At 35.1% G+C, this 12,507-nt stretch carries 11 protein-coding genes; 7 read left to right on the top strand and 4 right to left on the bottom strand.

Features of this window, described 5'->3' with window-relative positions; translation table 11 throughout:
* The first annotated feature begins 28 nt into the window (after positions 1–28).
* The 4 genes from JF76_RS08795 (at position 29) to JF76_RS08780 (ending at position 4,926) form a co-directional block, all read left to right on the top strand.
* Positions 29–1,138, top strand: a complete 1,110-nt coding sequence (locus tag JF76_RS08795; RefSeq protein WP_045928696.1) for an SLAP domain-containing protein — start codon at positions 29–31, stop codon at positions 1,136–1,138.
* A gap of 32 nt (positions 1,139–1,170) precedes the next feature.
* A complete protein-coding gene (locus tag JF76_RS08790; RefSeq protein ID WP_045928695.1) occupies positions 1,171–2,256 on the top strand; it encodes an SLAP domain-containing protein in 1,086 nt (361 codons plus the stop codon).
* A 227-nt stretch (positions 2,257–2,483) separates the two neighbouring features.
* The gene (locus JF76_RS08785) at positions 2,484–3,629 is read left to right on the top strand and encodes an SLAP domain-containing protein (protein WP_045928694.1); all 1,146 of its coding nucleotides are present in this window, start codon (positions 2,484–2,486) and stop codon (positions 3,627–3,629) included.
* Positions 3,630–3,816: 187 nt separating this feature from the next.
* A complete protein-coding gene (locus JF76_RS08780) occupies positions 3,817–4,926 on the top strand; it encodes an SLAP domain-containing protein (RefSeq protein ID WP_045928693.1) in 1,110 nt (369 codons plus the stop codon).
* A gap of 372 nt (positions 4,927–5,298) precedes the next feature.
* Here the strand turns inward: JF76_RS08780 and JF76_RS08775 are convergent, their stop codons facing one another.
* The 4 genes from JF76_RS08775 to JF76_RS08760 all read right to left on the bottom strand — a co-directional run bounded on the left by JF76_RS08775 (position 5,299) and on the right by JF76_RS08760 (position 8,476).
* Positions 5,299–5,610: a MazG-like family protein gene (locus JF76_RS08775; RefSeq protein ID WP_045928692.1), complete on the bottom strand. Its 312-nt coding sequence runs from the start codon at positions 5,608–5,610 to the stop codon at positions 5,299–5,301.
* A 119-nt stretch (positions 5,611–5,729) separates the two neighbouring features.
* Positions 5,730–6,677, bottom strand: coding sequence for a GIN domain-containing protein (locus JF76_RS08770; RefSeq protein WP_045928691.1), 948 nt, complete (start codon positions 6,675–6,677; stop codon positions 5,730–5,732).
* A 22-nt stretch (positions 6,678–6,699) separates the two neighbouring features.
* Positions 6,700–7,587, bottom strand: coding sequence for a DUF4097 family beta strand repeat-containing protein (locus JF76_RS08765; protein WP_045928690.1), 888 nt, complete (start codon positions 7,585–7,587; stop codon positions 6,700–6,702).
* A 37-nt stretch (positions 7,588–7,624) separates the two neighbouring features.
* Complete coding sequence (locus JF76_RS08760; RefSeq protein WP_045928689.1) at positions 7,625–8,476, bottom strand: DUF4097 family beta strand repeat-containing protein; 852 nt, start codon at positions 8,474–8,476, stop codon at positions 7,625–7,627.
* 196 nt (positions 8,477–8,672) lie between these two features.
* Here JF76_RS08760 and JF76_RS10150 point away from each other — a divergent pair, with 196 nt between their 5' ends.
* The 3 genes from JF76_RS10150 (at position 8,673) to dltD (ending at position 12,482) form a co-directional block, all read left to right on the top strand.
* Entirely contained in the window at positions 8,673–8,795 is a 123-nt protein-coding gene (locus JF76_RS10150; protein ID WP_084600361.1) for a teichoic acid D-Ala incorporation-associated protein DltX, read from the top strand.
* 142 nt (positions 8,796–8,937) lie between these two features.
* Positions 8,938–10,182: a D-alanyl-lipoteichoic acid biosynthesis protein DltB gene (gene dltB / locus JF76_RS08755; protein WP_045928688.1), complete on the top strand. Its 1,245-nt coding sequence runs from the start codon at positions 8,938–8,940 to the stop codon at positions 10,180–10,182.
* A 47-nt stretch (positions 10,183–10,229) separates the two neighbouring features.
* On the top strand, positions 10,230–12,482 hold the full coding sequence (dltD, locus tag JF76_RS10145; protein ID WP_084600360.1) for a D-alanyl-lipoteichoic acid biosynthesis protein DltD: 2,253 nt from the start codon (positions 10,230–10,232) through the stop codon (positions 12,480–12,482).
* The last annotated feature ends 25 nt before the right edge of the window (positions 12,483–12,507 follow it).

Below are 12,507 nucleotides of genomic sequence, written 5' to 3'. Positions count from 1 at the left end.
TGTCTTAAGAGAAAGGAGTAAAAATTATATGACTAAAAAGCCTTTTCGTTATTTAGCAGTTGCTATATTGGGCATTTCTGCAAGTCTGGTGCTTAACCAACAAACTAATACTGTAGAAGCCAAAAGTATTATTAAAACCGTAATGCACGATGCTCAAGCTTGTGATTTATATGGTGATAAAGTCAAAGGAAAATATGCAGCTTATACTCAAGTTAAGGTGGACGATGACCCAATTTCATTCAGATTTAAACCGTTTGCACCAGCATACAAAATTAGCGGTAAAAATAAATATATCAAGGCCAGCAACATAGATGGTGTTAAACGTAAAGTCAAACATAATTCCTTTGTTTACGCTACGAGCTCGCGGAGGGCTGATTCTCGCTTGCTTAAAAAAGGCAAGACAATAACAACTTATGGCAATTCCTTCAAATTTAAGAACGGTTTATGGTACTACCGCATTGGTGGACCAAAAAAGCAATATGTGAAAGCCAGCAACTTAAGTAAGATTATTAGTTCTAATACAGAAGAAACAACTGTAACTGTAAAAACCAAGGGAGCTGATATTACTGATTATGCTTATATTGATAGTGACGATGAAGACATTGTAAAGAGAGTCAAGAAAGGAACCAAATTCAAAGTTGATTATGCGCAATATTCTTCCATGGATATAGACGATCCTGATGGATATGAATATCATATAAAAGGTACAGACTTTTGGATATGGTACCGTGATGTCAAAGCAGATAAGAAAATACCAATACATGATTATAAATTTGAACATTATACTTATATAATGTTTTATAAAGATACTGATGTTTATAATGCTGACGGTACAAAGCAAGATCATCATGGGCAAAAAATTATCAAACAAGGAGGTTTTATAAAGGTAAACAAATTGCTTTATATTTGGATAAAATCCAAAAATAAGGCTGAATTGTTTTATCATTTAGCAGGCCATCAATTTTATGCTACAGATTTACCAGATGGAAGCAGTGGTTCGGATGTAATAAATGTCGGTCAAGGCTATGTTAAGAAAAAAGATGTTAAATTTATTGATGGCCTTAAATTAAGTCCAAGTAATACACCAGAAGAAGCGCGTCAAGCTGCAAAACAGGATACAAATAAGAAAGCTGAATAATTTTTGAAATATGTCTAGAAGGGAGAAAATATATGAATAAGCAGTTTCTACATTATGTTGCAGCTACTATTTTAAGCGTTTGTGCAATTTTTGTTATGAACCAAAAAGTCAATACTGTAGAAGCTAAAAGTATTGTTACGACCGTAATGCACGATGCCCAGGCTTATGATTTATACGGTGATAAAGTAAAAGGAAAATATGCAGCTTACACTCAGGTTAAGTTAGATGATCAACCAATTCCATTTTCTTTTAAGCCGTTTGCACCCGCATATCAAATTAAAGGTAAAAAGCAATATATCAAGGCAAGTAACATTGACGGTGTTAAACGCAAGGTCAAACGAAACTCTTATGTTTACGCTACAAGCTCTCGGAGGGCTGACTCCCGTTTGCTTAAAAAGGGCAAGACAATAACAACTTATGGCAATTCCTTCAAATTTAAGAACGGGCAACGTTACTACCGCATTGGTGGACCAAAAAAGCAATATGTGAAAGCCAGCAACTTAAGTAAGATTATTAGTTCTAATACAGAAGAAACAACTGTAAAAGTAACTGCAAAAGAAGGAGCTGGACTTTATGATTTTATTAAAGACGATACTTATTCCAAGAAAGCCAAAAGGGGTACAAAATTTACGGTAGACTATGCTGAAAATAATGGAGGGGATGAAGATGATCCCCAAATATTTACTTATCATATTAAGGGTACAAAATATTGGTTACTGAGCAGTGAAGTTAAAGCCAAAAAGAAAATGCCTGTACATTACTATGATTCTGAACATTATTCTTACATTAAGTTTTATAAAAATACAGATGTTTACAATGCAGACGGTACTATGCAAGATCATCACGGACAAAAGATCAGAAAACAAGGTGGGTTTTTAAAAGTAAATAAATTGCTTTATATTTGGGTACCAGCTGAAAAGAAAGCGGAATTATTTTACCACTTGAAGGGCCATGAATTTTACGCCTCTGCCTCACGAGAAGGAGGAACCTCTGTAATAGATGTTGGTGATGGCTATGTTAAGCAAAAAGATGTTAGATTTATTGATGGCGTAAAACTAAGCCCGATCAATACAGCTGAAGAAGCACAGCAAAACGCCAAGCAAAAAACTGTCAAATAAATAATTTTTTAGAAATTAAATTTACAATAAAATGCACCTAATAGTAAAAGCCAGCTATTGGATGCATTTTTTATTAAGATATTTGCCTAATTTAATTCACCATTTTTTACCTTCATTAATCACTAAGAAAGGTACAGAATGAAATTATATAATTTCTTGTTTTGATTGCAGAAATTAGAGAATCAAAAATAAAGATAGCATTTTTTGAAGAAGAGAGGTTAAAACATATGAATAAAAAAATTACTCATTATTTAGCAGCTGGTTTTTTAGGACTTACTGCAATTTGGACATTTAATCAGCAATCCCATACTGTTCAAGCAAAGATTCCCAGCACTATAAGAACCGTTATGTATACGTCACAAGCATATGATGAGGATGGACAAAAGGTAGACGCTAAATATCCAGCTTTTCGCCGGATTGAAGTTGATAAAAAGCCATTAATCCTAACTTTCAAGCCCTATGCCCCATACTATAAAATTAGCGGTAAAAAGCAATATATCAAGGCTAATAACATCGATGGCGTTAAACGTGAAGTTAAACATAATTCCTATGTTTACGCTACCAGTTCACGCAGGGCTGACTACCGCCTAATTCGGAAAGGAACCTCAATTACAACTTATGGTGGTACCGTCAAGTTTAAGAATGGTTTGCGCTACTACCGCATTGGTGGTCCTGCAAAACAATATGTGAGAGCCGGCAACTTGGGCAAAATCACTGCTTCAAACACTGAAGAAACTATCGCAACAGTGACAAAAGACGGTGGGACTCCAATTTATGAGATCAATAACGGTCTCAAAACTACTAAAAAGGCTAAAAAAGGTACTACTTTTATAGTCGACCGAGCTCAAGAAGAAGGATATGCTGACGATATAACCAATATGGCTATTCCAAATGCAGTTATTTATCGCATTAAAGGGACGAATAATTGGCTCAATTGCCTAGACGTTAAAGTTAAAAAAGAGCTTCCGCATCATTTTTATAACTCTGAGCATTATTCTTATATTAGATTTTATCAAGATACAGACGTCTATAATGCTGATGGCACAAAGCAAGATAATAATGGACAAAGAATCAGGAAACAGGGAGGTAATATAAAGGTAGATAAATTGCTTTATATTTGGGTGCCAGCCGAAAATAAAGCTGAACTATTTTACCATATGAAAGGTCATTGGTTTTATGCCACTAATAAGCCAGATGGAAGTGGCGGTAGTGAAGTGGATTTTGGTGATAGCTATGTCAAAGCGAGTGATGTTAGATTTATTGACGGCGTAAAACTAAGCCCGATCAACACAGCTGAAGAAGCAAGTCAAGCTGCTAAGCAAAAAACGACCAAAGAAGTAATTGAAGCTGCTAAGAAAAGAGCAGGGAATTAGTTAAAGTCATAACATACTTATTTCCTATTTGTATTAAGATATTTGGCTAATTAAGTCCATCATTTTTTAACTTCATTAATCGTTAAGAAAAGCACAGAATGAAATTATATAATTTCTTGTTTTGATTGCAGAAATTAGAGAATCAAAAATAAAGATAGCATTTTTTGAAGAAGAGAGGTTAAAACATATGAATAAAAAAATTACTCATTATTTAGCAGCTGGTTTTTTAGGACTTACTGCAATTTGGACATTTAATCAGCAATCCCATACTGTTCAAGCAAAGATTCCCAGCACTATAAGAACCGTTATGTATACGTCACAAGCATATGATGAGAACGGACAAAAGGCAGATGCTAAGTATCCAGCTTTTCGCCGGATTGAAGTTGATAAAAAACCTGTTATCTTAGATTTTGAGCCATACGCACCATATTATAGAATTAGCGGTAAAAAACAATTTATCAAAGCTAATAACATTGACGGTGTTAAACGTGAAGTTAAGCATAATTCCTATGTTTACGCTACCAGTTCACGCAGGGCTGACTATCGTTTAATTAGAAAAGGAACTTCCATTACAACTTATGGTGGTACCGTTAAGTTTAAGAATGGTTTGCGCTACTACCGCATTGGTGGTCCCTCAAAGCAATATGTGAGAGCCAGCAACTTGGGCAAAATCACTGCTTCAAACACCGAAGAAACGATCGCAACAGTAACAAGAGATGGTGGTGCTCCAATTTATGAGATCAATAATGGTCTTAAAACTATTAAAAAGGCAAAAAAAGGCACTACCTTCATAGTCGATCGTGCTGAAGAACAAGGATACGCTGAAGAAATTAGCCAATTGGCTATACCAAATGCAGTTATTTATCGTATTAAAGGGACGAATAATTGGCTGTATTGCTTAGACGTTAAAGTTAAGAAAGATTTGCCTTCTCATTACTATGATTATGAGCACTATTCTTATATTAGATTTTATCAAGATACAGATGTCTATAATGCCGATGGCACCAAGCAAGATCACAAAGGACAAAGAATTAGGAAACAAGGCGGAAATTTAAAGGTAGATAAATTGCTTTACATTTGGGTGCCAGCTGAAAATAAAGCAGAACTGTTTTACCATTTAAAAGGTCATGAGTTTTATGCCTCTGACCTACCAGGTGGTAAAGGACCAGATTCAATTGATGTTGGTGACGGCTATGTAAAAGCAAGTGATGTTAGATTTATTGCAGGGGTGAAATTAAGTCCAATTAATACTGCAGAAGAAGCACAGCAAAATGCTAAGCCAAAGACGGCCAAATAAATTACTTTAAGAGAACTAAATAAATAATTTAAATGCACCTAATAGTAAAAGTTAGCTATTGGGTGCATTTTTTGTATTATAAAAAGGTCCCGAAATTAAGAAAATTTCGGAACCTTTGTCAAATTAAGATTACACTTTTCAGAAATAACTATTTCTAAATGTTCATTGGGGGAATAGTACGCATAACAGACCCGCTTCCATAGAAACAAGACCTGAACCACTTCTCGGGTTATCTATAAGTTCCACTAAAGCTGTAAAAAGCAAAACCAAACCTACGCAGGTAAAAAATATCTGCCTATTCCTAAACTTTTGTAAGAATTGAATAAATAGCTGATAGCTTGACCATGCTGTTATTAAACTAAAGCTATCGGTCTATTTATCTTTATCAGCAGGATCAAGTTTAACGCCATTTTTGTATATTCTTTTTTCGTTTATTTTCATTTTATTAACAATGTCTTCACCCAAATCACTGCCAAGCATTTCTGCAATGCCCAGTAAGAATATCCCTACATCGGCTAATTCTTCATTGATATTTTCCTTATTATTCTTGCGCCAGGCATCAAATAACTCATTAGCTTCTCCATGTAAGCGCAATAATTCAAACTCAATATCTGTGGTATTGAAACCGTGTTTTTTCTTATTTTCCATGACTGCTTTTTGCAGTTTCTTAGTGTCTATGATCAATTTGGACTCCTAAATAATGATTTTATTCTATTTTATATTTAATTTGTAAATAGGTGCAAAGAATATCAAATTATGTTGACTAATTTTACTGTGTGAGTTTTGACGCTAGACTATATAGCTTAATCCTTAGATATTGAAATTTTGCCAGTTTTACTGGTAACTTTAAGCAATGGGTTTGCTTGGGAAGAAGTAGAAAAATGATGAGGATAGTATTTTTTACCAACTTTTATTTTTTGTGTAGAATCAGTTGTAAGGTCACAATTGATTTTTGGCAAATCAAACATATCGAACATACTAAAATTACCGGTATTTAGATCGATTGTGCTTTGGCCAATAGCTTTACTGCTGCCAAAATTAAAATTGCCATGATTGATAAAAGTATTAGTTTTTAGCTTACTACTATAAATATAAATGTTTCCTTTATTTACATTGAAATTACTGCTTTTTAATTTAGAATCAAAGACATCTATGCATTCATTATCATCGTCATGATTTTGTTTGGCGTCATAGTTTTTAACTGTAAAGGTCACATTATTTGCTTTAACGTCTGAAATAAAAAGGGATCCTGCAGTTGAGCTTAAATTAATACTGGGAATATTCAATTTATCTATTATGACACCATATTCATAATTGAAACCAGTTATTTCTTTTACGCTATTTTTGTGGGGAACGGTAATATTTATTTGATAGTCACCATCGTTGAATTTATATTCGGGTTCATCATAAACAGTAAGCTGATTGTTGTCCACTTTTGTATTAATTTTATTAACATCGGCTCCTTTTTCTCCTATAACAGTGATTTTAAATTTTTTACCTAAGTCAATGACCACATCTGGTCTGTAACAAGCAAGTTTGATTTGGCTAAATTTGGGAACAGTATAAGTTTTCTTGACTTTGCCTTTCTTTGTTTTTGTGACAACTGCTTTGTAGCTATTTGTTTTTGTAGTTTGACTGGCTTTTGCATCAACGATTCCAGTTTTCGAAAAATTGTTGTTTGCTTTGCCAACTACAAAAAGAAGAGCTGCTAAAGTAGCGATACTGCCACATATTTGATAAAACTTTTTCATTTCTAATTTACCTTCATTTTAATTAATCTATTTTAATATTTCCTCTGCTGTTAACTTTAAGAAGTGGTTGATTAGGAACAGTCTTAGAAAATTGATGAGTGTAATGTCTGCTTTGAAATTTGATTTTACCTTTTGGTTTAGTTGTCAAATCATAACTGATTTTCGGAGCACCCGTCATAACAAAGTCACCTATAGCCAAATTAATTGAACTATTTCCTAAAAGGCTGGAATTTTGAATTTTGACACTACTATATTTGAAGTCAGGTGCTAAAGCTAAATTGGCCTTTGTTTTGAACTTACTATTTTTAATTGTTAAATCTCCAACGCTTAATTTAACTGTACTGTTTTTAATTGTTGAATTTAAGACTTTTAAGTCACCATTTGTTTGCTTGACACTAACATTTTCAGAGTTGACGTGATTAAAGATAACATCGCCATAGCCTGTTTTGACAGCAATACTTGGAATATTCAAACCCTTGAAGTAGATATCACTGATATCACAATTTCCGGTAACCTTTTTTATAGAGTTCTTATTAGGAACCGTTATGGTAACTGTATATCCGCCATAATTATGATGACCGGTAGGTTTGTCATAGATAGTTAGTTTTCTGTTTTTAACGCTGACTCTGGTAAGCTCAATATGAGCTCTGTTAGTTCCGTTGGCTTGTACACTAAAAGTCTTACCTACAACGAATTTGATATCAGGCCTATTAGTGTTAAGTTTGACTTGATCAAAATCTTTAACATTAAAACTTTTGTTGACTTTATTTTGAGATCTTGACTTTTTGGCAAAAACGACTTTGTCATCTTGATACTGAGGATTTTGTAGGAAATTATTTGCCTTAGCGCCAATGAGTACCAATAATCCAGCGATTCCTAAAAAGCTGCCTAATTTATATAATCTTTTCATAGTTAATTTCTTCATTTCTAATTAAAACATACTGAATCTATCTATAAAATTCTATATTTGCATTCTTGCTAGTTACTTTAACGGTTGGCTTGTTTGGTACGATAATAGATAGACGTTTATGATAATCTTTATTGTCAGTTTCAATTTTATGCTTAGGATCAACGCGCAGGTCATAACTTATTTTAGGAGCATCTGTCATCAAAAATAATCCTTTATTAAGAGTGAAGGAACTATCACCCAGGAAAGTGCTATCAACAACTGTCATGCCACCCTTATCAATGTGCACTTTAGCTTTGATTTTACTGTCATCAATAGTCATATTACCTTTACCGATATTAATAGAGCAATTCTTTAAATTAGAATCCATTATGTCTGAAACTTCATGTTTTATTTTTAACTTAACATTTTGAGAAGAGACATGATCAAAGGCAAAATAAGCAATGTTTGATTTGAGATTAATATCGGGAATATTTAACTTTTCTAAGTACACGGAGCCTCCTCGTAAATAGCCTGATACCTTTTTCAAAGCGTTTTTACTTGGTACAGTAACAGTGACTTCATAATAGCCATCATTAAAATGCTTTTCTGGTTCATCATAAATAGTCAGTTGCTTATTTTTAACTTTGGTTTTGATTTTTTGTGCATTTCCACCTCGTTTAGCCTTAATTTTGACTTGGTATTTGTTACCTAAAGTAACGTCAGTATTAGGCCTGTAAGAAGAAAATTTGATTTTATCAAATTTTTTAACTGTGTAAACTTTTTTGGTAGTTTGATTGGTTTGAGCTTCTGTTAATTGGGGCTTTTGTAAAGCATAGTTCATTTTGATACCTGCTAATACGAGAAGACCGACAATGCCGCAAAAAATGATTATTTTAAAAATCTTTTTCATTATAAAGTTACCCCCCCATTAATTTAAACGAGCTGATGCTCAGAATTTCAGCTATATTGATTACAATAGTATGAAATAGATTTTAAATTTTTTGATAATAAAAATTTTGCTTATTTATTATTAAATGTATTATACTGTCTTCAGTCATATTATACAATATATGATATTAGATTTTTTAGGAGATGGACAGTAATAAATGAAGAAAATAGTAAGTTTTATTTTTATGACAATTGTCTATTGCGCCATTTTTGGAGCCTTGATTTACTTGTATCACTATAGTGGATTAACATCTGTTCATTTTATCTATAATGAATTCTAAATGGGCTACGCAAATGAAAGAAATTAATCAAGCACTTTATTGAAATAACAAGATTTAATTTTTAAAAACTATTTAGTTATAAAACAGCACAAGTATCAAATTAACTTTAATGTAAAACCAAAATTAAGGAGGTCAACGAGTAGTGAACGCTAATTTCATTAACTTACAGCCATACTCTAATCCGCATTACTTTGTGTATTTGATGATTGGCTTAATCCCCATTATCATCGGGCTGTATTGGGGTCACCGTTTAAAAATATATGAGGTTGTGTTCTCGTTAGTTTTTTTATTTCTCATTTTTGATGGTGAAAAATGGCAACAGGGCGTTAGCCTGATCATCTATATTCTGTTTCAGCTCCTGGTTTCCTATGGCTATCTCTATTATCGCAGGCGTAAAAATAGTCAGAATAAAACCTGGGTCTTTTACCTAGCGGTGATTTTAGCAATTGTGCCTCTGATTTTAGTGAAAGTGCAGACTGCTTTTCCGCAAGCTAAAATTCCGGGGGTCTTGGCCTTTCTGGGTATTTCCTATCTTACGTTCAAGACCGTTCAGGTTGTGATGGAAGTGCGCGATGGCGCTATTAAAGAACTTAATCTGGGAACGTATTTGCGCTTTCTCTTGTTCTTTCCCACAATTTCATCGGGGCCAATTGATCGCTACCGCAGATTTGCCAAAGAATGTGACACGGTGCCAAAGCGTGAGCAATATTTAAACGATTTAGAGCTGGCAACCCGCTATTTATTTCAAGGATTCTTATATAAATTTGTTCTGGGCTGGTTCTTTGGTACCTACTGGCTGCCGCGAATTACCCGAGCAGCAATGATAACAGGTACGGCTAATGGCGGTTTAAAACTTTCCTGGTGGTTAGTGGCTTATATGTACTGCTACAGCATGTATTTGTTCTTTGACTTTGCCGGCTATTCTTTATTTGCCGTGTCAATTTCCTACTTTATGGGTATTCACACCCCAATGAACTTTAATAAGCCGTTTATTTCCCAAAATATTAAAGAATTCTGGAACCGCTGGCACATGACTTTGTCCTTTTGGTTTCGCGACTACATCTATATGCGGTTTACCTTCTTTGCAATGAAGAAAAAGCTGTTCAAGAATCCGGTCAGACTATCTCAAGCAGCTTATCTGTTATTATTCTTAGTGATGGGCTTCTGGCATGGACTAACCTGGTATTATATTGTTTATGGGTTGTTTCATGCTGTGGCCATCATCATCAATGATTGCTGGCTGCGGTTTAAGAAGAAGCACAAAGACAAATTGCCATCTAATAAATACACAAAATGGCTGGCAATTTTTGTTACTTTTAATGTAGTGTGTTTTAGTTTCCTGATATTCTCAGGTTTTCTCAGTCAACTATGGTTTGGCTGGAAGTAAGCAAGAATTTTATCTAAGGAGTTTTGATTATGGATAGGAGGGTAAAAATGAGTAACAAAGGCCGGCTGTGGCAGATTTTTGGCCCAGTACTCTGCGCCGCTATCTTGTTACTGGTCATCTTTTTACTGCCGTGGGAGCGAACTTTTTCTCAAGATGCCATTTACCAAGCAGCTAATTCCCAGACCACGACTATTTTTAAAGGCTCTTTGATGAAACAGGATGCCTTTAAAGATGACTATGTGCCTTTTTATGGCTCAAGTGAACTGTCACGGCTTGACCCGCTGCACCCGAGTGTAATTGCGCAAAAATATCACCGCAATTACCGGCCGTTTTTATTAGGTGGGCCAGGTAGCCAGTCTTTGGCACACTTCTTAGAGATGCAGGGCACCTCAAAACAGCTTAAGGGCAAAAAAGCCGTGGTGATTGTTTCACCGCAATGGTTTACCAAGAAGGGGCAAAATCCTGATGCCTTCGCACTGTATTATTCCCCGCTGCAAGCCTGCAATTTTCTGTTAGGGATTAAAAAAGATACACCGACAAACCGCTATGCGGCTAAACGCTTCTTGCAGATGCCGGAAGTAAAAGGCGTTATTAAGCTGGGAATGAAAAGAGTTGCCCGCGGGGAAAAGCTGACCGGTTTTCAGCGTTTCTACTTGGAGAACCAGCGGCGCATACTTAACAATGAAGATAAGTTCTTCAGCACTTTCCAATTGCGCGATCGCATTAAAAAGATTAACAAACAGGCCAAGTTATTGCCGAATACGTATTCAGTCAAGGCCTTAGACCAAGTGGCAAGTGAGCAGGCTGAACTTAACACTAATTCGAATAGCTTTGGCATTAATAACCGCTTTTTTAAGCGGCGTTTGAATAAACGTTTATTGGTTAAATTGAAGGGCAGTCAACGACACTTTAACTACACTAAATCAGTAGAATACAGTGATTTTGAACTGATGTTGCACCAGTTTGCCAAGCAGCATACCAATGTGTTGTTCATTATCCCGCCGATTAATGAAAAATGGTCTAATTATACGGGCTTGTCACAAACGATGTACCAAAAGGCCGTTTCCAAGATTAAGTACCAGCTGGCCAGCCAGGGCTTTGATAACGTCACCGATTTGTCTAAGCGCGGCGGTGAGCAGTACTTCATGGAAGATACGATTCACCTAGGTTGGCGCGGCTGGGTAGCAGTCGACCGGGCAGTAAAACCGTTTATGGCGCAAGCAAATGTGCCGCATAACTATAATATTCATAACTATTTTTATAGTAAAAAGTGGCAAAAAAAGCCATACGCAATCAGAACTATAAACCAAAAGCTACATGATTTTAGCAAATCAGATTCACTAAAAAGGAAAATAGTGCGCCAGCAAATTGATGCTTTAGGAATCAAGGGCTCAATTCTAGTCATTAAAAATGGTAAGACTTGGCTTGATTACGCTACTGAGAATAATACGAACACTAGTTATTTAATTAATTCTGTACAAAAATCAATGACTGCTGCAATTATCATGCACCTAGTGCAGGAGGGCAAGCTAAGTCTGCAGGATAAATTGAGTAAATTTTATCCGCAAATTGCTGGGGCGAAGAAGGTTAAGTTGAAAAATCTGTTAGACATGACGGCAGGTCTTGATCTTAAGCCAGGGGCAAGATTAGGGCGAAAACATTTCATTTCAGATAATGATAATGTTCAATGTGATGCTAAAAAAACGGTTTTTAATGCTAAAATGCTCGGTAAATGGCATTACCGTTCACTAAACTATATTTATTTATGTGGCATTATGAGTAAAATAACGGGCCAAAGCTATGAGCAGCTATTCCGTGACACCTATGTCAGACCATTAAAGTTGCAACAAACGGAATTTTTGTGGTCAAAGCCGGACAAAATTGTTGCTAGTGGCTTAGTTCCAGGAATGGTTTATCGTAATGGTCAATATAATACTTTTAAATTTAAAAAGGCCTTGCATAATGCACATGACGAACTGGGGGCAGGATCAGTAGTGATGTCCAATCATGATTTAGCTAAGACGGTCCATTATATTTTAGCGGGCAAACTACTTACAAAAGCAAGTTGTAATTTTCTTTATCAAGCTGCTCCACCAGCTTATTACAATGGTGGCTTTTATAACGACAAGTCCCATAATATAAAAAAAGCTAATGGTGGAGGAGCAGGCTATTATACGTTTTTGCGTAGCTCAGATGATGGTAAAACTATTATAGTCATCCAGTCTAACAAAACAAAAGAAGGAGAATTTGATATATTAAGAAGTCAGATAAATAAGATTATGTTGCGATTACTAAAATAAAGAAGTCTCTGAAATTTTAAAGTGG

Source organism: Lactobacillus kullabergensis, from assembly GCF_000967195.1.
Taxonomy (GTDB): Bacteria; Bacillota; Bacilli; order Lactobacillales; family Lactobacillaceae; genus Lactobacillus; species Lactobacillus kullabergensis.
Note: the sequence above shows the minus strand (reverse complement) of the source record. Positions and strands in the feature narration are given on the sequence as shown.